This window comes from Pseudomonas sp. NPDC089422, assembly GCF_044749405.1.
Taxonomy (GTDB): Bacteria; Pseudomonadota; Gammaproteobacteria; order Pseudomonadales; family Pseudomonadaceae; genus Aquipseudomonas.
Genome location: NZ_JBIVHW010000011.1, coordinates 19,899 through 44,030 on the forward strand (window position 1 = coordinate 19,899; position 24,132 = coordinate 44,030).

Genomic DNA, 24,132 nt, shown 5'->3' on the forward strand with positions numbered 1-24,132 from the left:
CTGCGCTATGATCAGCCTCTAGCCCAGCCGGATGCATGGAGCCTATGACCACCCCCAGCGCCACCCTGGACACCAACTGCCAGCCGGCCTGCCTGCGGATCGCCGGTGACTGGACCCTGGCTCACTACGCCAGCCTCAGGCGCGACAGCGAGCGCCTGCGCACACAGTACGGCGCCGATACCGCCGTCGACCTCAGCCAGCTGGGCCGCCTGGACACCGCCGGCGCCTCGCTGCTGGCCGAACTGCTCGGCTCCGAGCGCCTCTCGCACTGCACCAACGGCCTGCCTGAAGCCAGCCGCGCCCTGCTCAAGAATGTCTACTGTTCGGTGCAGGACTACTGCATCCCGGTCAAGGAGCCCGAGCGCAACGTGTTGCTGGTGCTGCTGGAGCGCATCGGTTGCGCGGTCGGCACGCTGTGGCAGGACACCATGCAGCTGCTCGGCTTCCTCGGCCTGATCATCGAGACCCTGCTGCGCCGCCTGCTACAGCCACACCGCTGGCGCGTCACCCCGGTGATCGCGCACATCGAGCAGACCGGGCTGGACGCCGCCCCCATCATCGCCTTGCTGACCTTCCTGGTGGGCGCCGTGGTGGCCTTTCTCGGTGCCACGGTGCTGGCCAATTTTGGTGCAACGGTGTTCACCGTCGACCTGGTGGCCTTCTCGTTCCTGCGCGAATTCGCAGTGCTGCTGACCGCCATTCTCATGGCCGGGCGCACCGCCAGTGCCTTCACCGCGCAGATCGGCTCGATGAAGGCCAATGAAGAGATCGACGCCATCCGCACCCTTGGCCTCAACCCGATCGAACTGCTGGTGGTGCCGCGGGTACTGGCGCTGCTGATCTCACTGCCGCTGCTGACCTTCGTCGCGATGATCTGCGGCATCGTCGGCGGTGCGGTGGTTTGCGCCCTGACACTGGGCATCTCGCCGGCGATGTTCCTGTCGCTGCTGCAAAGCGACATCGGTGTGCAGCACTTTCTGGTCGGCCTGGCCAAGGCGCCGGTTTTTGCCTTCCTGATCGCCGCCATCGGCTGCCTCGAAGGCTTCAAGGTCAGTGGCAGCGCCGAATCGGTCGGCGCCCACACCACCTCCAGCGTGGTGCAATCGATTTTCGTGGTCATCGTGCTGGATGCGGTGGCGGCGCTGTTCTGCATGGAGATGGGCTGGTGAGTGGCCGGGGAGCGGTGATCGAGGCGCGGGGCATCTGCAATCGCTTCGGCAGCCAGGTGGTGCACAAGGACCTCGACCTCGACCTGTACCGCGGCGAAATCCTCGCGGTGGTCGGTGGGTCGGGCAGCGGCAAGTCGGTACTGCTGCGCAGCATCATCGGCCTACGCCGCCCCAACGAGGGGCAGATCAAAGTGTTTGGCGAAGACCTGGCCGGTTTGGCCGAGGAACAGCGTTCGCGGGTCGAACGCCGCTTTGGCGTGCTGTTTCAGAAAGGCGCGCTGTTTTCGTCACTGACCGTCACCGAAAACGTCGCCCTGCCGCTGATCGAGCATGCCGGCCTGTCGCGCGCCGATGCCGAGCACCTGGCCGGGGTCAAGCTGGCCTTGGCCGGCCTGCCGATCTCCGCCGCCGACAAATACCCGGCCTCGCTCTCCGGCGGCATGATCAAGCGCGCAGCCCTGGCGCGCGCCTTGGCGCTGGACCCGGACATCCTGTTTCTCGACGAACCCACAGCCGGCCTCGACCCGATCGGTGCCGCCGCCTTCGACCAGCTGATCCTGACCCTGCGCGATGCCCTGGGCCTGAGCGTGTTCCTGATCACCCACGATCTCGACACCCTCTACACCATCACCGATCGCATCGCTGTGTTGTCACAGAAGAAGGTACTGGTCGCCGGCCCCCTGGCCGAGGTCGAGCAGACCAACGACCCGTGGATCCACGAATACTTTCACGGCCCACGCGGGCGCGCAGCCGAACAGGCCGCCGCCAGCGCCGGGCAGGAGCGCTGAACAATGGAAACCCGAGCTCATCACGTCCTGATTGGCCTGGTCACCGTCCTGGTGGTGGCCGGCGCCATGCTGTTCGGCCTGTGGCTGACCAAGTCCAGCGTCGACGACGCCTTCAAGGATTACGAAGTGATCTTCAACGAAGCGGTCTCGGGCCTGTCCCGCGGCAGCCCGGTGCAATACAACGGCATCAAGGTCGGCGATGTCACCAGCCTGCGCCTGGACCCGAAGGACCCACGCCGGGTGCTGGCCCGGGTGCGCCTGAGCGGTGACACCCCGGTCAAGGAAGACACCCAGGCCAAACTGACCCTGGCCGGGGTCACCGGCAACTCGTTCATCCAGCTCACCGGCGGCACGCCCCACAGCCCCGAACTCAAGGGCAAGGACGGCAAGCTGCCGGTGATCGTCGCTTCACCGTCGCCGATCTCACGCCTGCTCAACGACAGCAGCGACCTGGTGACCAACATCAACCTGCTGCTGCACAACGCCACGCAGATGTTCTCGGACAGCAACATCGAGCACCTGAGCAACACCCTGGCCAACCTCGACCAGACCACGAGCGCCTTCGCCAACCAGAATGGCGGTATCAGCGAGGCGATCGCCCAGCTGGCCCAGGTCGGCAAACAGGCCAACGCCACCCTGGCCGAAACCCAGGCACTGATGCGCAATGCCAACGGCCTGCTCGGCACCCAGGGCAAACAGGCCATCGGCAGCGCCGAGCAGGCCATGCAGTCGCTGGCCGAAAGCGCCACGACCCTCAACAGCCTGCTGCAGGACAACCGCCAGTCCATCGACGACGGCGCCCAAGGGCTCAACCAGCTGTCTCCGGCCATCCGCGAGCTGCGCGAAACCCTCAACTCGCTCAAGGGTATTTCCCGGCGCCTGGAGGCCGACCCGAGCGGCTACCTGCTGGGCCGTGACAACAACAAGGAGTTCCAGCCATGACCCCATCGCTGCGCCTGCTGGCCCTGGCAGCCACCCTGAGCCTGGCCAGCGCCTGCTCGATCCTGCCGCAGAGCGAGCCGGTGGATACCTACCGCCTGCCAGTCAACCAGGCCAGCCACAGCGTCACCCCGGTGGACTGGTCGTTGCGCCTGAACAAGCCGCTGGCCAGCGAAGTGCTGGCCGGGCCACGTATCGCCGTGATTCCTCAAGGCGATGTGATCAGCAGCTACAAGGGCGCCCGCTGGAGCGACCCGGCGCCATTGCTGGTGCGCAACCGCCTGCTCGATGGTTTCCAGCGTGACGGCCGGGTACAGCGGCTGAGCGCTGACGACAGCAACCTGCAGGCCGACTACGAGCTGAGCGGCGAGCTCCAGGCGTTCCAGAGTGAATACCAGCCGGGGGGCAAGGTGGAAGTGGTGATCCGCTACGACGCACGCCTGGTGCAAGGCCGCAGCCAGCGCATCCTCAGCAGCAAGCGCTTCGAAGTGCGCCAGCCACTGGCAGATACCCAGGTGTCAGCCGTGGTCGCCGGCTTTGGCGCGGCCAGCGATCAGCTGGCCGGGCAGGTGGTGAACTGGACCGTGGCGCAAAGCGGCCAGGCTCAGGCTCAGGCGAAGAACCAGTAGCAGACGCAAATGGCGGCGATCACACCGGCCAGTTCAGCCAGCAGGGCGCAACCAACGGCGTGGCGCACCCGCTGGATGCCGACTGCGCCGAAATACACCGCCACCACGTAGAAGGTGGTTTCGGTGCTGCCCTGAATGGTCGCGGCCACCAAGGCTGGGAAACTGTCGACGCCATGGGTCTGCATGGTCTCGATCAGCATGGCCCGTGCCGCGCTGCCGGAGAACGGCTTGACCAGCGCGGTGGGCAGGCCCTCGACGAAGCGGGTATCCAGGCCCATCCAGTTGACCGCGTGGCGAATGCCGTCCAGGGCCAGTTCGAGTGCGCCCGAAGCGCGCAGCACGCCTACCGCCACCAGCATCGCCACCAGGTAGGGCAGCAGGCTCTTGGCCACATCGAAACCTTCCTTGGCCCCTTCGACGAAGGTTTCGTACACCTGCACCCGCTTCAGCGCGCCGATCACCAGGAACAGGATGATCACCCCGAACAACGTCAGGTTGCCGAGGATCGACGACAGGCTGGCCAGTGCAGCGGCCGACAGGGTGCCCAGGAAGGCCATGAAGCCGCCCAGCAGCAGCGCACCGGGGATCAGGTAGGCAAGCACCACCGGGTCCCACAGGCGCAGGCGCTGCATCACCGCCACCGACAGCAGGCCGACCAGGGTCGAGGCGCTGGTCGCCAGCAGGATCGGCAGGAACACCAGGGTCGGGTCGGTGGCACCTTGCTGGGCGCGGTACATGAAGATGGTCACCGGCAGCAGGGTCAGCGACGAGGCGTTGAGCACCAGGAACAGGATCTGCGCGTTGCTGGCGGTGGTGCTGCTGGGGTTGAGTTCCTGCAGCGCGCGCATGGCCTTGAGGCCGATCGGCGTGGCGGCGTTGTCCAGGCCCAGGCCGTTGGCGGCAAAGTTCATGGTGATCAGGCCCAGGGCCGGGTGGCCGGGCGGCACTTCCGGCATCAGGCGGGCGAAAAGCGGGCCGAGCACTTTGGCCAGCCATTCGACGATACCGGCCTTTTCAGCAATCTTGAGGAAACCCAGCCACAGGGTCAGGGTGCCGAACAGCAGGACCATGACCTCCACCGACAGCTTGGCCATGGCGAAGATGCTCTCGACCATCGCGGCGAAGATGCCGGCATTGCCACCGACCAGCCATTGGGCCAGGGCAGAGACGGCCGCCACCAGGAAAAAGCCGAGCCAAAGGCCGTTAAGCATCCGAGAGTACCCCCTGAAAATTGCCCGAATCATAGCGTATCGCGGCCACTTACTGGCGACCGAGGTCCCTGTAGGAGCGGCATTAGCCGCGAACACCGGCGAAGCCGGTGCCATGCACCGCGTTGCCTGCTTCGCGGCTAAAGCCGCTCCCACAGGGACCGCAGTAACTCACAGACAACAAAAAGCCCCGACAAGTCGGGGCTTTCTGGTTCAGCCGTTCAGGCTCAGCGCTTGGCGGCTTCGCCAACCAAGGCAGTTTCCTGCTTGTCCGCCATCAGCGAGGCGTAATACTTCTCGCCCTTGGCCGCGTCGTACATGCCTTCCCAACGCGCAATCACCAGGGCTGCCAGGGCGTTGCCGATCACGTTCAGGGCGGTACGTGCCATGTCCATGATGCGGTCGACACCGGCGATGAAGGCCAGGCCTTCCAGCGGGATACCGACGCTGCCCAGGGTCGCCAGCAGCACCACGAAGGACACGCCCGGTACGCCGGCGATGCCTTTGGAGGTGACCATCAGGGTCAGCACCAGCAGCAGCTGCTGGCTCCAGGACAGGTCGATGCCGTACAGCTGGGCGATGAAGATGGCCGCGATGCTCTGGTACAGGGTCGAACCGTCGAGGTTGAACGAGTAGCCGGTCGGTACCACGAACGAGCAGATCGACTTCGGCGCACCATACTTCTCCATCTTCTCGATCACGCGCGGCAGCACGGTCTCGGAGCTGGAGGTGGAGTAGGCGAGGATCAGCTCATCTTTCATGATGCGCATGATCTTGATCACCGAGAAGCCGAACAGGCGCGCCACCAGGCCCAGCACCATGAAGGCGAAGAAGGCGATGGCGAAGTACACCAGCAGCACCAGCTTGGCCAGCGGCAGCAGCGAGCTGAAGCCGAAGTTGGCAACGGTCACGGCAATCAGGGCGAACACGCCGATCGGGGCGTAGTTCATGATCATGTGGGTGACCTTGAACATGGTTTCCGACACGGCCTGGAAGGTCCGCACCAGCGGTTCGCGCAGGTCGGCCTGCAGGCTCGACAGGCCGAGGCCGAACATCACCGAGAAGAAGATGATCGGCAGCATTTCGCCACGCATCAGCGCTGCGAAGATGTTCGACGGGATCAGGTTGAGCAGGGTCTCGATGAACGCGTGCTCATGCTGCACTTCGGCCGCGGTGGCCTGGTACTTGGAGATGTCGACGGTACCCAGGGTGCTCATGTCGATGCCGGCGCCCGGGTGGAACAGGTTGGCCAGCACCAGGCCGACAACGATGGCGATGGTGGTCACCACCTCGAAGTAGAGGATGGTCTTCAGGCCGATGCTGCCCAGTTTCTTCGCATCGCCAACCCCGGCGATACCCACGATCAGCGACGAAATCACGATCGGGACGACGATCATCTTGATCAGGCGAATGAAGATGTCACCGGCGGGCTGGAGGACGTTACTGATCCACCAGGCCTTTTCTGCGCTGAAGTGATTCAGCAGCGCGCCGACTGCAACGCCCAGGAGCAGACCGATGACGATCTGCCAGGCGAGGCTCAGTTTTGCCTTCTTCATGTCTTTACCCTTTGTTCTAGTGGTCACGGGCACCGACCGGAAAAGCGCGTAACAGAGCCGTTGGCAACGTCACGGGGAGCTTTTGGCTTCCGTCCGGAGACCTCATGTAAGGACACCGCGAGCGAGCGACTGGGCGCTCGGGCCAGCGAAAAAGGCGGCAACTATTGCGATGGGGAAGGCTGAAATCTAATGCCGGAAACGCATACCCCATACCGATACGGCATAGCTATTCAGGTCAGAATGCGCCGCATGTAAGTCATTGATTTATAACGTTCGGAAATCCGAACAAGACCAAACCGCCATATTTCGGCAGTTTTGGCGGTCTGTTGGTGGGGAGGAAAACGGCTTGTTCGACAATCCGAATGACCGAAATGCCACTTGCAAGGCACCCTTGGCGACCGAAAAAAAATTGATGTACGGTCACTACAAAATGTGTCTCGTAAGTCAATTCCTGAAAGGAATCAGCAAATGAGGATATGGCGCCTCGGAAGCCAGGCCTGGTTCAGCTGATTGTCAGACACGCCTGACCTGAAACTTCCGATTCTGCCTTTTCCTGACCCGGCCCAATGCTGGAGGTACTCCCTGTACCCCTAGGCCACTCCGATCCTGCAACAATCAGAACAGCCCGGCCCCCTGGTCATGCGCTACCCCTCCTCGGGGCGGCGCATCATAGAAGCGAGAAAGATAGAAAGGTTCCGCTTCCATTACATGACAGCGCGTGACCACTGGTCAGTACCAGTTTGGATCACGCTTGAGTTGCTCCTGCAACATCGCCTTCATGCCGTCGTCCGGCTTACCCAGCCAGCGGTACTGCGCATGGCGGGTTGGCGACTTGTCGCTCGGCAAGCCCTCGGGTACTTCCACCAGCATCCCGTAGGCATCGTCCTTGTCCCAGCTGAAGGCCACGATCAGGCGCTTGTAGGTACAGTTCTGCGCTGACTCGCACAGCGGGCCGACCAGATACTTGTCGCCGTCTTCAGTCACCGCAGACATCTGCTGCTGGCCGCTGCCGCTCAGGTTTATCACCCAATCAGGCAAGCGTTCCTCGCCTTTGATCGTGTCTTGCCAGGTTTCCCGGTATTCGGGGTCCGAGCCGAGCAGCTGCTCGACCCGGACCTGGCCGTCATTGGCCGCCAGCACCGCTGCACTGCCGCCCGACATCAAGGCAGCAGCAGCCAGGGCTGCGCATAGCTTCCTGCTCATCTTCAACCTCGACCACGTCCAAAGAAGAAGGAAGCTACGAACAGGACCAGGAAGACAATGAACAGGATCTTCGCGATACCCGTAGCGGCGCCAGCGATACCACCGAAGCCAAGCACTGCGGCAACAATGGCGATGATGAGGAAAGTGATAGCCCAACTCAGCATGATGCTTCTCCTTTCTTTTTTGAAATCAAGTCAGCCAACGTCTCAGAACACCCAGCGCTGCTGGGGCACGAGGTTATCCACAGTGGCCGGCGAGGTGTTGGCGGCAGGCCGCTGCCCGACAGGTTCGGCGGCTTTTACCAGGGTGTTGGCGCGGCTTGCCTGTATCTGCGTCAGCAGCGCGGTTTGCGCTGCCACCTGATCGGCCAGGCGCGCGGTCTGCCAGCTGTAGTAGAAGAGGCCGGCGGCCAAGGTCAGCAGCAACGCCATGCCAAGGATCAGGAACTGACGCACAGGCAGTGCGGCATTCAGCGAGCGGTTGACGGATGGGCGGTTCATGCCGGCTTCTCCTGCGGTAATTTTTATTCAAACCTGAACAGGTAATTGCAGCCTGCATGCCAGCCCATCAATTCAAATAAAATCCTTATAAATCAATACTTTAAATGAATCGCGCAACAGCGTTGAGGACGTATCCTGCACGATGCCCCTGCTGACGTCGTGCGAAATGCACGATTCAGCCCTCGACCCTGGTCGCCACTCCAACACGGCCATTCGGTTGACAGGGGACACGGGTGTACCTCCTTTTAGTTGGCAAAAGCCGAAAATCGTCGCAACCAATGTGCCAGCGCGCTGCTCTAAGAAAATCATCGAGGTATCCGGCTTCACGGGCCATTGGCTAGCATGCAAAGGACAGAATCCTTCACAATTGACCGTGCAACTTGCCCGATTTTCCCCACACTAATTGAAGATCTACCCGAAGGAGCGCAGGAAATGGAATCAGCCCAGGACAACCAAGGCCGCATTCTGCTGGTGGATGACGAGTCCGCGATCCTGCGCACCTTCCGCTACTGCCTGGAAGACGAAGGCTACAGCGTGGCCACGGCCAACAGCGCCGCACAGGCTGACGCCTTGCTGCAGCGCCAGGTGTTCGACCTGTGCTTCCTCGACCTGCGCCTGGGCGAGGACAACGGTCTCGATGTGCTGGCGCAGATGCGTATTCAGGCACCCTGGATGCGCGTGGTGATCGTCACCGCGCATTCGGCGATCGACACCGCCGTCGATGCCATCCAGGCCGGCGCCGCCGATTACCTGGTCAAACCCTGCAGCCCCGACCAGTTGCGCCTGGCCACCGCCAAGCAGCTGGAAGTCCGTCAGCTTTCGGCGCGACTGGAGGCCCTCGAAGGTGAAGTGCGCAAACCCAAGGACGGCCTCGACTCGCATAGCCCGGCGATGATGGCCGTGCTGGAAACCGCCCGCCAGGTCGCCACTACCGATGCCAACATTCTCATTCTTGGTGAGTCGGGCACCGGCAAGGGCGAGCTGGCCCGCGCCATCCACGGCTGGAGCAAGCGGGCACGCAAGGCCTGCGTGACCATCAACTGCCCGTCGCTGAACGCCGAACTGATGGAGAGTGAATTGTTCGGCCATACCCGCGGAGCATTTACCGGGGCCAGCGAAAGCACCCTGGGTCGCGTCAACCAGGCGGACGGCGGCACGCTGTTCCTCGATGAAATCGGCGATTTCCCCCTGACCTTGCAGCCCAAGCTGCTGCGTTTCATCCAGGACAAGGAATACGAGCGGGTAGGCGACCCGGTCACCCGCCGCGCCGACGTGCGCATTCTCGCCGCGACCAACCTCAACCTTGACGACATGGTCCGCGAAAACCGCTTCCGCGAAGACCTGCTGTACCGCCTCAACGTCATTACCCTGCACCTGCCGCCGCTGCGCGAGCGCAGCGAGGACATCCTGACCCTGGCCGACCGTTTCCTGGCCCGCTTCGTCAAGGAATACTCCCGTCCGGCCCGTGGCTTCAGCGACGAGGCGCGCAGCGCGTTGCTCAACTACCGCTGGCCGGGCAACATCCGCGAACTGCGCAATGTGATCGAGCGCGCCAGCATCATCTGCCCTCAGGAGCGCGTGGAAATCAGCCACCTCGGAATGGGCGAACAACCGGCAGGCAATGCGCCTCGGGTAGGCGCAGCCATGAGCCTGGATGAACTGGAACGCGCGCACATCGGCGCCGTGCTGGCCACCAGCGACACCCTCGACCAGGCCGCCAAGACCCTCGGCATCGACGCTTCCACGCTCTACCGCAAGCGCAAGCAGTACAACCTGTGAAGCTGACGATGAAGCTGCGCACGCGGCTGTTCCTCAGCATCTCGGCCCTGGTGACCGTGGCCCTGCTGGGTCTGTTGCTGGGGTTGGTGAGCGTGCTGCAGATGGCCACGGTGCAGCAACAGTCGGTGCGCGAAACCACCCATGCGCTGGAAGTGAGCTTGAAACTGCGGCAGAACCTCGGCGAGCAACTGACACTGCTGCTGGATGAAGACACCACCCCGGACAGCCTGCGACCCCTGCAGGACAATTTCCAGGCGCTGCTTAACCAGGGGCTTGCGCAAGGCGGTGAACGCACCGGTTTCAGCAAGGCCAGCAGCAACTACCAGGCTTTCCTCCAGGCTTACCGCGACAGCCCGGCTCCGGCCCGCAGCATGGGTGTGGAACAACCACTGGGCGCGGCATTCAACCAGGTCCGCACCGACCTGATCGATTCGCACAAGCAAGCCCTCGATTTCATGACCCGCAGCGAAGAGCACACCCGTGACCGCGCCTTGCTGGTCAGCGGGGTACTTGGCCTGATGGGGCTGGTGGTGCTGGTGCTTGGTTTCGTCACCGCGCACAACATCGCCCGCCGTTTCGGTCAGCCGATCGAAGCGCTGGCCAAGGCCGCCGACCAGCTCGGCCAGGGTGATTTCGAAATCACCTTGCCGGTCACCCAGGCCATCGAGCTGAACCAGCTGACCCGCCGCTTCGGGCTGATGGCCGACGCCATGCGCAAGCACCAGGAAACCAATGTCGATGAACTGCTGGCTGGCCAGCAACGTTTGCAGGCCGTACTCGACAGCATCGACGATGGTTTGCTGATCATCGACCGCCAAGGGCACCTCGAGCACCTCAACCCGGTTGCCCAGCGGCAGCTGGGCTGGAACAACAGCCGGGTCGGCAGTGGCCTGGCCGACGCCCTGCAGCGCCCGGAGCTGAAGCAACAGCTGCGCCAGGTATTGCATGGCGGCAGCCTGGACCGACCACCGGACGACCTGAGCATCGAGGTCGATGAAGAGTCTCGCCTGCTAACCTACAGCCTGACTCCGGTCAGCCATCCGCAAGGGCCGATTCTGGGTGCGGTGATGGTCTTGCACGACGTCACCGAGCAACGCGCCTTCGAACGTGTGCGCAGTGAGTTCGTGCTACGTGCTTCCCACGAATTGCGCACACCCGTCACGGGCATGCACATGGCATTCGGCCTGCTGCGCGAGCGGTTGAAGTTCCCGCCCGAGGCTCGCGAGAGCGATCTGCTGGAGACTATCGGCGAAGAAATGCAGCGCCTGACCCAACTGATCAACGACCTGCTCAACTTCTCGCGCTACCAGAGCGGCCTGCAGAAGCTCGAGCTTGCCCCCTGCGCCATCGACGAGCTGCTCGACAGGGCGCAAGCACGCTTCAGCGAACAGGCCGCCAACAAGCAGATCGAACTGATCAAGGCCCTGGAACCACCGCTGCCACGCATCCAGGCCGACCTGGCGCAACTCGACCGGGTGCTGGACAACCTGCTGCACAACGCCATTCGCCATACCGCCAGTGGCGGGCGCATCCGCCTGCATGCACGGCGCCACGCGGAGCGGGTGATCATCAGTGTCGAGGACAATGGTGAAGGCATTGCCTATGGGCAGCAGGGGCGGATCTTCGAACCGTTCGTACAGGTGGGGCGCAAGAAAGGTGGCGCCGGGTTGGGGCTGGCACTGTGCAAGGAGATCGTGCAGTTGCATGGCGGGCGTATGGGGGTGTTTTCCCGGCCAGGGCAGGGCACACAGTTCTACATGGCCCTGCCAGTCTGACTGTATCCGCGCTCAGGGCTCATCATCGATCCGCGCCCGCCGTGGTTGCCGGCCACGGGTCACCAGCTCGGCGAACTGCCGGGCATTGAGCGGATGGGCAAACAACCAGCCCTGCCCGTAATTCACCCCCTCGCTGTTGAGCAGCACCGCCTGCGCCTCACACTCGATGCCCTCGGCAATCACCCGCAGGTGCAGGTCATGGGCCATGCGAATGATGTGCGGCGCCACACCGCTGCTGGCGGCATCGTGCCCCAAGGCATCGATGAACGCCTTGTCGATCTTCAGGCAGTCCACCGGCAAGGTCTGCAGGTAGGCCAGGCTGCAATAGCCCGTGCCGAAATCGTCGATCAGCACTTGATGCCCGACCGCTCGCAGGGCTTGCAGGTTATCCCGTGCCACCACCACGTCGATCAGCCCGCGCTCGGTAACTTCAAAGGCAATCTGGCTGGCCGCGACGCGGTGCAGCGCCAGCAGCCGCGCCGCAACCCGGCCAATGCGCGGCACCATCACATCGCAGGCCGCCAGGTTCACCGAGATATACAGATTGCGGTGTGAGCGCAGCAGCTGGCCCAGTTGCTCAAGCACGCGTTGCAGCACGAAATCGGTGATCTGGCGGATCTGCCCGGTGTTTTCCGCCAGTGGAATGAACAAGTCCGGGCTGGTCAGCGAACCGTCCGGGCGACGCCAGCGCACCAGGGCCTCGGCACCGACACAGCGACGGCTGTCGAGCTCGATGATCGGCTGATACAGCACCTGCAGTTCGCCCCGGCGCAGGGCATTCTGCAGTTCGGAACTCATCGAGCGCCGCTGCAGGATCAGCTGCAGCACCAGCCAGCCGATACAGCAGGCCGCCAGCACACTGCCCGGGAACAACAGCCAGAGCATGCCGTTCATCCGCAATGGCAGGCTGGCCCGTGGTGCGATCAGCACCAGCTGGTAGTCCGGCGACTTGGTCGGCATGCGGTAGACCAGCCGATCGCGCAGCTCGAACAAGGATTTCTGGGTGGGCGGTGGCCAGCCACTGGTCGGTGGCCAGGCCTGGGGCGGGCCAAGTACCGGGATTGCGCGGGTGCCATTATCCAGCACCACCAGCAAGCTGCCGCCCGGTGGCAGGTCGACCACGTCGGTCAGGTGGCCGCGTGAGGTGGAAACCAGGAAGTTGCCCCGCGCCAGCATCAAGGCCGCGAGGTTTTCGTTGGGTTCAGTGGTGGTATTGAGCCAGTAGCTGTAGGTCGGGCCCTGGATATCCGGCGCACGCGTTGGCACGAAAGCCCTTGCCCCACCCCGGTTGGAGCAGGCGACATTGGCATCCACATAAGCCGCTTCATAGATGAAGCGCGAACCCAGCCCGACTTGCTGCAACACCGAGATCATCGCCGGGCTGCAGCCGCGCAGCGACTGCGCCTGCAGTTCGTCGACGCCCTCGCGCAACTGGCCGAACACCTGCTCCAGGCGGTCGAGAAAGCGCTCGCCCTGGGCGTTCATCTGCGCGCTCTCGCTTTCCTTCATCTGCTGCAGCGCAATACCAATGCTGGCGGTCAGCAATACCGCGGCGCTGGCCAACGCTGCCAGGGAGGCCAGCATCCAGGGGCGGTAAAAAAATTGGCGCAGCGCAGAAATCAGGGCAGACATGGGCAGCATCCAGTTGATAAACAAGGTATAGCAACTGGAATGAGAATCGGCTTTGCCGTTTGGCGCCCGAATGCAATTCGCCTTAACGCATGCGGTTGAGCACCGACAGCATGGCCGCGGTCTGCGCGTCCGGCATGCCGTCGAAACGCTGCGGGCGGAAGTGCATCTGGAAGGCGGCGATGACGTTCCGCGTGGCTACGTCCAGCTGCCCGGTCTGCTCGATGGCATAGCCAAAGCGCGCCAGTTCCTGCTGGTACCAGCCGACGGTCGGTGGGTTGACGTTGAAATAGGCCTGCTGGCGCGCCACGGCATTGGCTTCGGGCCAGATGCCGAGGCCTGCATCCGCCAGGCGCTTCCAGGGGAACAAAGGGCCTGGGTCGAGCTTGCGCGCAGGGGCGATGTCGCTGTGGCCGATGATGTGCCGCGGCTCGATATTGTTGCGCTTGACGATGTCCTTGAGCAAAGCGATCAACGACTGGATCTGCGCTTCGCTGTAGGGGTACCAGACGCGGCCATTGGCGGTATCGTCGAAGCCCGGATTGACGATCTCGATACCGATGGAGCTGGAATTAAGCCAGGTGCGCCCCTGCCACTGGCTATCACCGGCATGCCAGGCGCGGCGGTTCTCGTCGACCAGCTGGTAGATCGTGGCCGGACCATCGCCGATCAGGTAATGGGCGCTGACTTCACCATGGGTCAGCAACGCCAGCGAACGCTCCAGCGAGGCGTTGGTGTAGTGCAGGACGACGAACTGGACACGGTTGTCCTGGTTGGCGGAAGGGTGGCTGCGGTCGATGCGCAGGCCGGTCGAGCAACCGGCTAGCGCCAGAAGCAGCAATGCGGATAGCAACGCTTTCATGGGAAAAGCCAAGGCAAAGTTGGTAATGCAATAGGATAACGGATACTGGCGTATCAGACTTATCCTTGCTCCACCCGGTTTCTTCCCGAATCCTTGGCCCGATAAAGTGCTGCGTCGGCGCGCTTGAGCACCTGATCGCCACGTTCGCCGGAGCGGAAGGCGCTCAAGCCGATGGATGTGGTGATGACCACACGCTCACCCTTGAAATGGAACGGGCAGGCCTCGATCGCCGCACGTAGCACTTCGGCAACCTGAGCTGCGGCTGCAGGAGACGTCTGCGGCAACAAAAGCACGAACTCTTCGCCGCCGAACCGGGCAATGAAATCACGCGCGCGCAGGCGCTTGCGCAGCTGGTCGGCAACGATCTTCAACACCTTGTCACCGGCCAGGTGGCCGTAGCTGTCATTGATGCGCTTGAAGTGGTCCAGGTCGAGGATTGCCATGGCCAGGTGACCGCCGCTTTCCTGCCAGTCAAGCATTTCGCGCTCGACCTGCTCGGTCCAGGCGGCGCGATTGGGCAAGCCCGTCAGCGGGTCGATCAACGCCTTCTGCCGCTGTTCCTCCAGGTGTTCGCGATAGCCAAGCGCTTCCTGCTCCATGCTGGCAACCCGCTCGGCCAGGCCTTGAAGGCGCCCGGCAAGCTCCTGCTCGCGGCGATCACGCTCGTGCTGGTGCTCGTCCATGGTGCCAAGCAGTGTTTCCAGGCGGTTTTCCAGGATGTGCTTGAGGCTGTCCACATCCACGGCGCCCTGCACGCTGCTTTGCAGGCCATCGACCTGTTCGCGCAGCTGGCTGTCCAGCTCGCGCGCGGCGGAACTGTTGTCGGCATGGCCGGCGCTGGCTTCGTGCAGGTGGCTCTGGAAGCTGTCGAGGCGCTCATTGAGCTGCTGCAGGTAGGTCTCGAACTCGTGCTGGCCGCTGTCGGTGATCGCCAGCATGAGCACGGCCAGGTCATCGAGGACCGGAATCAGTTCGTACCAGTTCAGCCCGCGTGCCACCCGCTCGCGCATTTCCAGAGCCTGGGCCTTGTGACGCTCCGGCAGGCTTAGGTCGTCCAGCAGGCCGATCAGCGTCTGTTCGATGTGCGCGGCGACCTGGCTGTACGGCGGTTCGACCGCATCGGGAAGGGAGTAGGGGCCGTCTTCACCGAATACTTCTTCGAGTGTCGCCGGCACTGGGGCCGTGGGCTGCTCGGACGGCTCCTGCAGGTCGGGAGCTTCATCTGCCTGCGACTCGGCTTCAGGCTGGGCCACTACCGGTTGTTCAACGGTGTGTGGCTCTGAAATCAACTCCGCCTGGGCTGCATGGGCAGCTTCCTCAGGTACCGGGGCAGGCGCGGTGGCAGCCAGGGGTTGCAGCTCGTCCGCATCACGCGGCGGCAAGTCCACCAGCACAGGCCCCTCCGGTTGCGGCTGGGCTTCGGCTGGCGCAATTTCAGGCGCAGGTTGCGCAGACTGAGCGGCCTCTGGCTGGAGTTCGCTGTCGCGGTTACCGAACAGGCGCTGCAGGAAGCCCGGCCGGGCCTCGTCATCCGGCTTGCTCAGGGATGAAAGGGCTCGACCTTGTAGGCCACTGAGCTCACCCAACAGGGGCGGAAGTTCACGTGACTGGGCGACCCCTCCATCGAGCTTCTTCGCCAGCTTTTTCAGCGGCCGGGCAACGTCACCGGGCAGCGGCAAGCCCTGAAGCTGGGTAACCAGCGCGTTCAGGGCATCACTGACCTGATTCATACGGGTTTCCCGGCGCTGTTCGGAGTCCAGCACCGCCTTTTCCAGACGCGGGATCAACCCGGCCAGGCCGGCGTCCATGTTGTCGCTGCGGATGACCTCGCGCATTTCCTTCATGCACTGGTCGACGACCTTGTCGCTGCCTTCGGCCGCCAGGGTGCTGCGCACCAGGCCACGGCGCAGCAGGTCGAGGCGCGCGTCCCAGCGGCGTTCGAGCTTTTCCTGCTGTTCGATGCTTTTAAGGTATTTTTCTTTCCAGCGCTCGGCTTCTTCGGTCATGCCTGGATCCGCGACGGGTAATGCATCTGTGGGCTGTGTAATTACACGCTGTCGGCGCGTCCCTCGAACACTTGAGGGCTTGCCGCGCTTTTGCTGATCTAGCTCAAGACCGGCAGCGTATCCACAGTCAGTGCATCAGGCAATCGGATCTCTACCGCAACGGGAAGATGGTCGGAAATTGGCTGTGCCAGCACCTCGACCCGCTCCAGGGTCAGGCTCGGGCTGAGAAGGATGTGGTCCAGGCAGCGCTGCGGGCGCCAGCTGGGGAAGGTGGCTTCGACCTGAGGTGCGATCAGGCCCAGATCGCGCAGGGGCGAATGCTCGAGCAGGTCGGTGGCGTGGGTGTTCATGTCGCCCATGAGGACCTGGTGGCGATAGCCGCCGATCAATTCGCGAATGTAGCCCAGTTGAAGGGCGCGAGTCTTGGCACCCAGGGCCAGGTGCATCATGACCACGATCAGCGCATCCTCACCCTCGCCGAAACGCACCAGGATCGCACCACGGCCGGCCGGGCCGGGCAGCGGGTGGTCTTCGAGGAGTTGCGGCCTGAGGCGGCTGAGCACGCCATTGCTGTGCTGGGCAAAACGCCCGAGGTTGCGATTGAGCTGCTGGTACCAGTAAGGGAAGGAACCCAGCTGGGCCAGATGCTCCACCTGGTTGACGTAGCCTGAGCGCAGGCTACCGCCATCGGCTTCCTGCAAGGCCACCAGGTCGAAGTCGTTGAGCAGCTGACCGATTTTTTGCAGGTTGCCGGCCCGCCCGGTGTGCGGCAGCAGGTGCTGCCAGCTGCGGGTCAGGTAATGCCGATAGCGCTCGGTACTGATACCCACCTGGATGTTGAAGCTGAGCAGCCGCAGACGACCATCCTCGGGCAGGCCAGGGGCCTGCAGGTGATGCTCGTTGACCTGCGGCTGGTGCAGGCCAATGCCACGCGCGGTTCTGAAGCGGCGCATGGGGTACGCCGCTTACTTAGCGGCGCGCTCCTTGGCGATCAGCTGGTCGGCGACGTTCAGCACGCCGTCCGGCCCGCCGGCGGTACCCAGGTCGAAGCGGTACTTGCCGTTGACCACCATGCTCGGTACGCCGGTGATTTCGTACTTCTTCGCCAGTTCCTTGGCCTGGTTGACCTGGCCCTTGATGGCGAACGAGTTGAAGGTGGCGAGGAACTTGTCCTTGTCGACGCCCTGGGTGGCGAGGAAGTCGGCCATGTCTTTCGGGTCGGTCAGGCGCTTGCGCTGGTTCTGGATGGCGTCGAAGACTGCGGCGTGAACCTTGTGCTCGACGCCCATGGCTTCGAGGGTCAGGAACATCTGGCCGTGGGCGTCCCACGGGCCGCCAAACATGGCCGGTACGCGCTTGAAGTTGACGTCCTTGGGCAGTTTCTCGACCCATGGGTTGATGGTTGGCTCGAAGTGGTAGCAGTGAGGGCAGCCATACCAGAACAGCTCGACCACTTCGATCTTGCCTGGCTGGGATACCGGAACAGGGTTGCTCAGCTCGATATATTCCTTGCCGGCAGTGGCAGGCTCTGCGGCCTGGACGGCAGTCATACCGAAGACGCTGGCAGCGACCAGCGCAGCGCTGAGAATCAGTTTACGCATGCTTTACTCCTGAGCATTCATTGGTCGCCTCGACGCGACCTGTGCTGTGACCGGTGGCGAAGGGCCCGAGTTCTGTAGTGTAACGGCTGCGGACAGAAAAAAGGGCGGTCTGCGCCGCCCTTTCATCTTTAGCGTTGCAGCATTAACCGAATGTTAATGCAGGCCCTGGATGTAGCTGGCCAGCGCTTCGATCTCATGGTTGCTCAGCTTGCCGGCGATGGTGCGCATGGTCATCGCATCGCCGTCATTGGTGCGGTTGCCCTCACGGAAGTCGGTGAGCTGCTTGGTCACGTACTGCGAATGCTGGCCACCCAGGTGCGGGAAGCCGGCGAGGGCGATACCTGCGCCGTTGGGCGAGTGGCAGCCGGTACAGGCAGGCATGCCTTTTTCCAGGTTGCCGCCATTGAACAGCGCGCGGCCGCGTTCGACCAGCTTGGGATCGGCAGCACCAACGCTGCCTTTCTGGCTGGAGAACCAGGCGGCGATATCGGCGAGGTCCTGGTCACTGAAGTTGGCCAGCATGCCGGTCATTTCCAGCACGGTGCGCTTGCCCGACTTGATATCGTGCAGTTGCTTCTCCAGATAGCGCTGGCCCTGGCCAGCCAGTTTCGGGAAGTTCGGCGCCAGGCTATTGCCGTCAGGGTTGTGGCAGGCACCACAGACGGCTGTCTTGGCCTGGCCGGCGGCGGCATCGCCTTTGATGGGTTCCGCAGCAGTGGCCGCACCTGCGACACCCAGGGTCAACAGCAGACTCACGACTAGTTTGTTCATCAGCTAATCCAACACGGCTAAGGGTGAAATGTTATGTATCGGGACTGCCGCTCATCCAAAGGATGACCAAACGGTAGTCCTCGGCACTGCAGTCCATGCACAATCCACGCGGCGGCATAGCCTTGAAACCCTGGGTAACATGCACCACCAGTTGCTCCATGCCTTGCGCCAGCCTTGGCTCCCAAGCTGCCGGGTCACCCTTCTTGGGTGCCTGTGGCAACTGCCCGGCGTGACAGGCCGCACACGTGCGGTTGTACAACGCCTCGGGATCCTGTGTAGCCTGTGCGCTGAAAAACGGCAGGAACATACCGACAGCTAGCAGCCATTTCGCCATGCGAAACGACCTGACAGGGTTGGGGGACGCGCTGCGTTCTGATGCGCGAGCTATTGTTCGACACCCCATGCACATTCCCCTTCGCTGGGAGAATGAGCACACAAAAACTGGGGCATTATATACTTCCGCCATCCAAACGGAAACGACACCGCTTGCCGGCCTCGGCTTTGGCAACACCCACATCGGATATCCCATGCAAGTCAATAACCCCATCCTCGGCCTCTGCCAGAGAGCCAAATTCGCCCTCAGCGCTGCCAAGGTCGAACAATGCCCGGACGACCAGGGTTACGAGGTGGCTTTCGCCGGCCGTTCCAACGCCGGCAAATCCAGCGCCCTCAATACCCTGACTCATGCCAGCCTGGCGCGTACCTCGAAAACCCCAGGGCGCACCCAGCTGTTGAATTTCTTCAGTCTGGACGATGAACGGCGTTTGGTCGACCTGCCGGGCTACGGATATGCAAAAGTCCCGATTCCGCTGAAGCAACACTGGCAGAAGCACCTGGAGGCCTATCTGGGCAGCCGTGATTGCCTGAAAGGCATCATCTTGATGATGGATGTGCGTCACCCGATGACCGACTTCGACAAGATGATGCTCGACTGGGCCAAGGCCAGCGGCATGCCGATGCATATCCTGCTGACCAAGGCCGACAAGCTGACCCACGGTGCGGGCAAGAACACCCTGCTCAAGGTGCAGTCGGAGATTCGCAAGGGGTGGGGTGACGCGGCGACCATCCAGCTGTTCTCAGCACCCAAGCGCCTGGGCCTGGAAGAGGCCTACCGGGTGCTGGCGGACTGGATGGAGCTGGAAGACAAGCCGGTAGCCTGACCGGTAATCCGGTCCCTGGGGGCTGCCCACAGGGGCCGATACTTGAATTCCAGGCAAAAAAAACCCCGGACTTCGTATGGGGAGGGGGAAGTTCGGGGTTCAAGTCTGGACCGCTAGGGCGGGGTCCAGGTATCTGCCAACACTTAACACAACATAGGAGCATCGAAAGGCTTCACCAGCCATTCAGTTACTCTGAGTTCCACTTCACCGGTTTAGTTCCGGAGCCCTCAAAACTATTTGCGATAGTTTCATGAAACTCCCGAACTAATGGCACTGAGCCATGCCAGGATCCGCGTCACCACGTCGCAGATCCTACACACCTTTCCCCGCTCAATCAGTGAGCTTCGTCCCAATTTGAACCAACTCCTGCTTCGACCACCAGCGGAACATCCAGCTGCGCGGCGTTGCTCATGTGCGTGCGAATTTCAGCTTTCACCTGCTCGACCAGGTCTTCACGTACTTCCAGCACCAGTTCGTCATGCACCTGCAGGATCACCCGTGCGTCGAGGCCGCTCTCGCTCAGCCAGTTGTCGACATTGACCATGGCGCGCTTGATGATGTCGGCGGCGGTGCCCTGCATCGGCGCGTTGATCGCGGTGCGCTCGGCGCCCTTGCGCAGGGCCGGGTTCTTGGCGTTGATGTCCGGCAGGTACAAACGGCGACCGAACAGGGTTTCGACGAAGCCTTGCTCGGCTGCCTGGGCGCGGGTGCGCTCCATGTAGGCCAGCACGCCCGGGTAGCGGGCGAAGTAGCGGTCGATGTAGTCCTGCGACTGCTTGCGGTCGACGCCAATCTGCTTGGCCAGGCCGAACGCACTCATGCCGTAGATCAGGCCGAAATTGATGGCCTTGGCGCTGCGGCGCTGGTCGGTGGTGACGTCTTCCAGCGCCACGTTGAACACTTCCGCTGCCGTCGCGCGGTGCACGTCCAGATCGTGGCGGAAGGCATGCAGCAGGCCTTCGTCCTTGGCCAGGTGGGCCATGATGCGCAGCTCGATCTGCGAATAGTCCGCTGCCAGCAGCTTGTAGCCGGGGCTGGCAACGAAGGCCTGGCGAATACGCCGGCCCTCGGCGGTGCGGATCGGGATGTTCTGCAGGTTCGGGTCGCTGGACGACAGGCGCCCGGTGGCGGCCACGGCCTGCTGGTAAGACGTGTGGATACGCCCGGTGCGCGGGTTGATCTGCCCTGGCAGCTTGTCGGTGTAGGTACTCTTGAGCTTGCTCAGGCTGCGGTACTGCATTAGCACCTCGGGCAGCGGGTAGCCTTGCTCGGCCAGCTCGTCGAGCACCGCTTCGGCGGTGGAGGGCTGGCCCTTGGCGGTCTTGCTCAGTACCGGCATGCCCAGCTTGTCGTAGAGGATTGCACCAAGCTGCTTGGGTGAACCGAGGTTGAACGCTTCGCCGGCCAGCGCATAGGCACGCTGCTCCAGTTCGGCCATCTTCACGCCCAGCTCGCCGCTTTGCACCTGCAGCAACGCGGCATCGACCAGCGCACCCTGGCGCTCGATCTTGGCCAGCACCGGTACCAGCGGCATCTCGATGTCCATCAGCACCGGCTGCACGCTCGGCGTCTGCGCCAGGCGCGCCTGCAGCGCATGGTGCAGACGCAGGGTGATATCGGCGTCCTCGGCGGCGTAAGGGCCGGCTTTGTCCAGGTTGATCTGGTTGAAGGTCAGCTGCTTGGCGCCTTTGCCAGCGATGTCCTCGAAGGCGATGGTGGTGTGGTCGAGGTACTTCAGCGCCAGGCTGTCCATGTCATGACGGGTGGCGGTGGAATTGAGCACGTACGACTCGAGCATCGTGTCGTAGGCCACGCCGCGCATCTCGATGGCGGGCGAGTTGTTGGCGAGGATGTTGATGTCGTACTTGGCGTTCTGCCCGACCTTGGCCTTGGCCGGGTCTTCCAGCAGCGGCTTCAGCGCCAGCAGCACAGCCTCGCGGTCCAGCTGGGCCGGGGCGCCTTCGTAGTCGTGGGCCAGGGGCACATAGGCCGCTTCATGGGGCGCAACGGCGAACGATAGCCCCACCAGCTGCGCCTGCTGGGCGTCCAGGCTGGTGGTTTCGGTGTCGAAGGCGAACAGCGGCGCCTGGCGCAGCTTCTCCAGCCAGGCATCGAAGCGGGCCTGGTCGAGGATGGTTTCGTACTGGGGCTCGACCTTGGCGGCCGGCGCTTCGACCGCTGCAACGGCTGCACCGGCCCTGGCCGCATCGCGCTGCACATCGGCAATCCAGCTCTTGAACTCCATCTCGGTGTACAGCGCCAGCAGCGCCTCGCGGTCAGGCTCGCCGCAGACCAGCGCTTCAACTTCGACGTCCAGCGGCACATCACACTTGATGGTGGCCAGCTCATAGGACAGGAACGCCGCGTCGCGGTGCTCCTCAAGCTTGGCGGGCAGGGTCTTGGCACCACGAATGGCCAGGGCCGACACCTTGTCGAGGTTGGCGTACAGATCGCTGAGGCCACCGCCGATCCCGGTCAGCAGGCCAACAGCGGTTTTTTCACCGACGCCAGGCACGCCCGGGATGTTGTCGACCTTGTCCCCCATCAGGGCGAGGAAGTCGATGATGTGTTCCGGGCCAACGCCGAATTTTTCGTGCACGCCGGCCACGTCCAGGACACTGCCGGTCATGGTGTTGACCAGGGTCACGTGGCCGTCCACCAGCTGCGCCATGTCCTTGTCACCCGTCGAGATGATCACCGGCCGGCCCTGGGTCGCGCTGCTGCGGGCGAGGGTGCCGATCACGTCATCGGCCTCGACGCCTTCGACGCACAGCAATGGGTAGCCCAGCGCCCGGACGCTGGCGTGCAGCGGCTCGACCTGCACCCGCAGGTCATCAGGCATGCTCGGGCGGTTGGCCTTGTACTCGGCGAACATGGCATCGCGGAAGGTCCCACCCTTGGCGTCGAAGACCACCGCGAACAGGCTGTCGGGGTATTGCTTGCGCAGGCTCTTGAGCATGTTCAGCACACCCTTGACCGCGCCGGTCGGCATGCCCTTGGAAGTGGTCAGCGGCGGCAGCGCATGGAAGGCGCGGTAGAGGTAGGAGGAACCGTCCACCAGGACGAGGGGCGCTTGGCTCATGAGCAGAATCAACCTTTTCGGCGGGTCCGGAGCTAGAATAGCCGGATCAATGACGACAAAGGGACTAGGTTATCATGCGTACACTCAATCGCCTGTTACTGCTCGGCCTGTTGGCAACCATGCCGGTCGTCACCCTGGCGGCGGAAGACGCCCCCTCGGCCGATCCCGAGGTGACCATTCGCACGGAAGGCGATAAAACCATCCAGGAATACCGCCAGAACGGCTTCCTGTATGCGATCAAGATCACGCCGAAAAACGGCAAGCCGTATTTCCTGGTCCGCGCCGATGGCTCTGATGGCAATTTCATTCGTTCCGACCAGCCGGACATGCTGATCCCGTCCTGGAAGATCTTCGAGTGGTAATCTGACGCGCGCACCGTTCACATCAACCCGGCACTTCCCGGCGGAAGTGCCCGTATGGGCATTTTTTCATCATGTCAGTCTTCACCCCCGTGACCCGGCCTGAGCTGGAAACCTTTCTGGCGCCGTACGAGCTGGGCCGTCTGCTCGACTTCCAGGGCATTGCCGCCGGTACCGAGAACAGCAACTTCTTCGTCAGCCTCGAACAGGGGGAGTTCGTCCTGACGCTGGTCGAACGCGGCCCGGTCGAGGACATGCCGTTCTTCATCGACCTGCTCGACGTGCTGCACGACGCCGACATGCCGGTGCCCTACGCCCTGCGTGACCGTGACGGCAACGCCCTGCGCGAGCTGTGCGGCAAGCCGGCCTTGCTGCAACCGCGACTGTCGGGCAAGCACATCAAGGCGCCGAACCCCCAGCACTGCGCACAGGTTGGCGAGCTGCTGGCGCACATTCACCTGGCCACCCGCGAGCGCATCATCGAGCGCCGCACCGACCGTGGCCTGGACTGGATGCTGGCATCGGGTGCCGAACTGCTGCCGCGCCTGACCCCCGAGCAGGCTGCGCTGCTGCAACCGGCGCTGGACGAGATCACCGCGCACAAGGCGCAGATCCTGGCCTTGCCGCGTGCCAACCTGCATGCCGACCTGTTCCGCGACAACGTGATGTTCGAAGGTACCCACCTGACCGGTGTGATCGACTTCTACAACGCCTGTTCCGGGCCGATGCTGTATGACATCGCCATCACCGTGAACGACTGGTGCCTGGATGAACACGGTGCGATCGATGTGCCGCGCGCTCAGGCACTGCTGGGGGCCTACGCGGCGTTGCGGCCGTTTACCGCTGCCGAAGCCGAACTGTGGCCGGAGATGTTGCGGGTAGGCTGCGTGCGCTTCTGGCTGTCGCGCCTGATTGCGGCGGAATCGTTTGCCGGGATGGATGTGATGATCCACGACCCGAGCGAGTTCGAGGTGCGTCTGGCACAGCGCCAGCAAGTGGCATTGCACCTGCCGTTCGCACTTTGAACCCAGCTGCGGTCGCTTTGTAGGAGCGGCCTTGTGTCGCGAAAGGGCTGCGAAGCAGCCCCGGCAATCTATGCCTTGACGCTAAAAACCT

The 24,132-nt window shown here is 63.1% G+C and carries 21 protein-coding genes and 1 pseudogene; 9 read left to right on the forward strand and 13 right to left on the reverse strand.

Going from position 1 to position 24,132, the window contains the following annotated elements; all coding sequences use genetic code 11:
- The first annotated feature begins 35 nt into the window (after nt 1–35).
- The 4 genes from ACIPZ8_RS20200 to ACIPZ8_RS20215 are packed head-to-tail and all read left to right on the forward strand — an operon-like array spanning nt 36 to nt 3,525.
- The gene (locus ACIPZ8_RS20200; RefSeq protein ID WP_400726699.1) at nt 36–1,169 is read left to right on the forward strand and encodes an ABC transporter permease; all 1,134 of its coding nucleotides are present in this window, start codon (nt 36–38) and stop codon (nt 1,167–1,169) included.
- The gene (locus ACIPZ8_RS20205) at nt 1,166–1,957 is read left to right on the forward strand and encodes an ABC transporter ATP-binding protein (RefSeq protein ID WP_400726702.1); all 792 of its coding nucleotides are present in this window, start codon (nt 1,166–1,168) and stop codon (nt 1,955–1,957) included. Before ACIPZ8_RS20200 ends, ACIPZ8_RS20205 begins: the two co-directional genes overlap by 4 nt.
- Before the next feature lie 3 nt (nt 1,958–1,960).
- A complete protein-coding gene (locus tag ACIPZ8_RS20210) occupies nt 1,961–2,899 on the forward strand; it encodes an MlaD family protein (RefSeq protein WP_400726705.1) in 939 nt (312 codons plus the stop codon).
- The gene (locus ACIPZ8_RS20215) at nt 2,896–3,525 is read left to right on the forward strand and encodes an ABC-type transport auxiliary lipoprotein family protein (RefSeq protein WP_400726708.1); all 630 of its coding nucleotides are present in this window, start codon (nt 2,896–2,898) and stop codon (nt 3,523–3,525) included. The genes ACIPZ8_RS20210 and ACIPZ8_RS20215 overlap by 4 nt, the downstream gene beginning before the upstream one ends.
- Here ACIPZ8_RS20215 and ACIPZ8_RS20220 read toward each other — a convergent pair.
- The 5 genes from ACIPZ8_RS20220 to ACIPZ8_RS20240 form a co-directional block, all read right to left on the reverse strand.
- Complete coding sequence (locus ACIPZ8_RS20220; protein WP_400726711.1) at nt 3,507–4,736, reverse strand: nucleoside recognition domain-containing protein; 1,230 nt, start codon at nt 4,734–4,736, stop codon at nt 3,507–3,509. The two genes, ACIPZ8_RS20215 and ACIPZ8_RS20220, sit on opposite strands and share 19 nt — an antisense overlap.
- A 224-nt stretch (nt 4,737–4,960) precedes the next feature.
- Complete coding sequence (gene gltP / locus ACIPZ8_RS20225; protein WP_400726714.1) at nt 4,961–6,289, reverse strand: glutamate/aspartate:proton symporter GltP; 1,329 nt, start codon at nt 6,287–6,289, stop codon at nt 4,961–4,963.
- A 729-nt stretch (nt 6,290–7,018) separates the two neighbouring features.
- Entirely contained in the window at nt 7,019–7,492 is a 474-nt protein-coding gene (locus ACIPZ8_RS20230) for an inhibitor of vertebrate lysozyme family protein (RefSeq protein WP_400726717.1), read from the reverse strand.
- A gap of 2 nt (nt 7,493–7,494) precedes the next feature.
- Nucleotides 7,495–7,656: a DUF1328 domain-containing protein gene (locus ACIPZ8_RS20235; protein WP_003252966.1), complete on the reverse strand. Its 162-nt coding sequence runs from the start codon at nt 7,654–7,656 to the stop codon at nt 7,495–7,497.
- A gap of 42 nt (nt 7,657–7,698) precedes the next feature.
- Nucleotides 7,699–7,992 (reverse strand): hypothetical protein, encoded by a 294-nt coding sequence (locus ACIPZ8_RS20240; protein WP_400726720.1) that lies wholly within the window; start codon nt 7,990–7,992, stop codon nt 7,699–7,701.
- 432 nt (nt 7,993–8,424) lie between these two features.
- Between ACIPZ8_RS20240 and algB the strand changes: the two genes are divergently transcribed.
- Both algB and ACIPZ8_RS20250 read left to right on the forward strand, forming a co-directional pair.
- Nucleotides 8,425–9,771, forward strand: a complete 1,347-nt coding sequence (gene algB / locus ACIPZ8_RS20245) for a sigma-54-dependent response regulator transcription factor AlgB (protein WP_400726723.1) — start codon at nt 8,425–8,427, stop codon at nt 9,769–9,771.
- A gap of 8 nt (nt 9,772–9,779) precedes the next feature.
- Nucleotides 9,780–11,546 (forward strand): KinB sensor domain-containing domain, encoded by a 1,767-nt coding sequence (locus ACIPZ8_RS20250; protein WP_400727095.1) that lies wholly within the window; start codon nt 9,780–9,782, stop codon nt 11,544–11,546.
- A 12-nt stretch (nt 11,547–11,558) separates the two neighbouring features.
- Here the strand turns inward: ACIPZ8_RS20250 and ACIPZ8_RS20255 are convergent, their stop codons facing one another.
- From ACIPZ8_RS20255 to ACIPZ8_RS20285, 7 genes and pseudogenes are all read right to left on the reverse strand, one after another.
- Nucleotides 11,559–13,178: an EAL domain-containing protein gene (locus ACIPZ8_RS20255; RefSeq protein WP_400726726.1), complete on the reverse strand. Its 1,620-nt coding sequence runs from the start codon at nt 13,176–13,178 to the stop codon at nt 11,559–11,561.
- Nucleotides 13,179–13,260: 82 nt separating this feature from the next.
- A complete protein-coding gene (locus ACIPZ8_RS20260; RefSeq protein WP_400726728.1) occupies nt 13,261–14,037 on the reverse strand; it encodes an N-acetylmuramoyl-L-alanine amidase in 777 nt (258 codons plus the stop codon).
- Between the two features lie 59 nt (nt 14,038–14,096).
- On the reverse strand, nt 14,097–16,043 hold the full coding sequence (locus ACIPZ8_RS20265) for a diguanylate cyclase (RefSeq protein ID WP_400726731.1): 1,947 nt from the start codon (nt 16,041–16,043) through the stop codon (nt 14,097–14,099).
- A gap of 98 nt (nt 16,044–16,141) precedes the next feature.
- Nucleotides 16,142–16,974: pseudogene (locus ACIPZ8_RS20270) on the reverse strand (endonuclease/exonuclease/phosphatase family protein).
- A 34-nt stretch (nt 16,975–17,008) separates the two neighbouring features.
- Nucleotides 17,009–17,644 (reverse strand): thiol:disulfide interchange protein DsbA, encoded by a 636-nt coding sequence (gene dsbA, locus ACIPZ8_RS20275; protein ID WP_400726733.1) that lies wholly within the window; start codon nt 17,642–17,644, stop codon nt 17,009–17,011.
- Between the two features lie 153 nt (nt 17,645–17,797).
- Nucleotides 17,798–18,415, reverse strand: coding sequence for a cytochrome c (locus tag ACIPZ8_RS20280; RefSeq protein ID WP_079230207.1), 618 nt, complete (start codon nt 18,413–18,415; stop codon nt 17,798–17,800).
- A 31-nt stretch (nt 18,416–18,446) separates the two neighbouring features.
- The gene (locus tag ACIPZ8_RS20285; protein WP_027917189.1) at nt 18,447–18,749 is read right to left on the reverse strand and encodes a cytochrome c5 family protein; all 303 of its coding nucleotides are present in this window, start codon (nt 18,747–18,749) and stop codon (nt 18,447–18,449) included.
- A 193-nt stretch (nt 18,750–18,942) separates the two neighbouring features.
- On the opposite strand from ACIPZ8_RS20285, the gene yihA reads away from it, so the two are divergent.
- Nucleotides 18,943–19,575 (forward strand): ribosome biogenesis GTP-binding protein YihA/YsxC, encoded by a 633-nt coding sequence (gene yihA, locus ACIPZ8_RS20290; protein ID WP_103448325.1) that lies wholly within the window; start codon nt 18,943–18,945, stop codon nt 19,573–19,575.
- Between the two features lie 334 nt (nt 19,576–19,909).
- Here the strand turns inward: yihA and polA are convergent, their stop codons facing one another.
- A complete protein-coding gene (polA, locus tag ACIPZ8_RS20295) occupies nt 19,910–22,657 on the reverse strand; it encodes a DNA polymerase I (protein WP_400726737.1) in 2,748 nt (915 codons plus the stop codon).
- Between the two features lie 74 nt (nt 22,658–22,731).
- Here polA and ACIPZ8_RS20300 point away from each other — a divergent pair, with 74 nt between their 5' ends.
- Nucleotides 22,732–23,019 carry a DUF2782 domain-containing protein gene (locus ACIPZ8_RS20300; RefSeq protein ID WP_015268476.1) on the forward strand — a complete coding sequence of 96 codons (288 nt, stop codon included), beginning with the start codon at nt 22,732–22,734 and terminating at the stop codon, nt 23,017–23,019.
- Nucleotides 23,020–23,090: 71 nt separating this feature from the next.
- Nucleotides 23,091–24,041: a homoserine kinase gene (locus tag ACIPZ8_RS20305; RefSeq protein ID WP_400726739.1), complete on the forward strand. Its 951-nt coding sequence runs from the start codon at nt 23,091–23,093 to the stop codon at nt 24,039–24,041.
- Nucleotides 24,042–24,132: the final 91 nt, after the last annotated feature.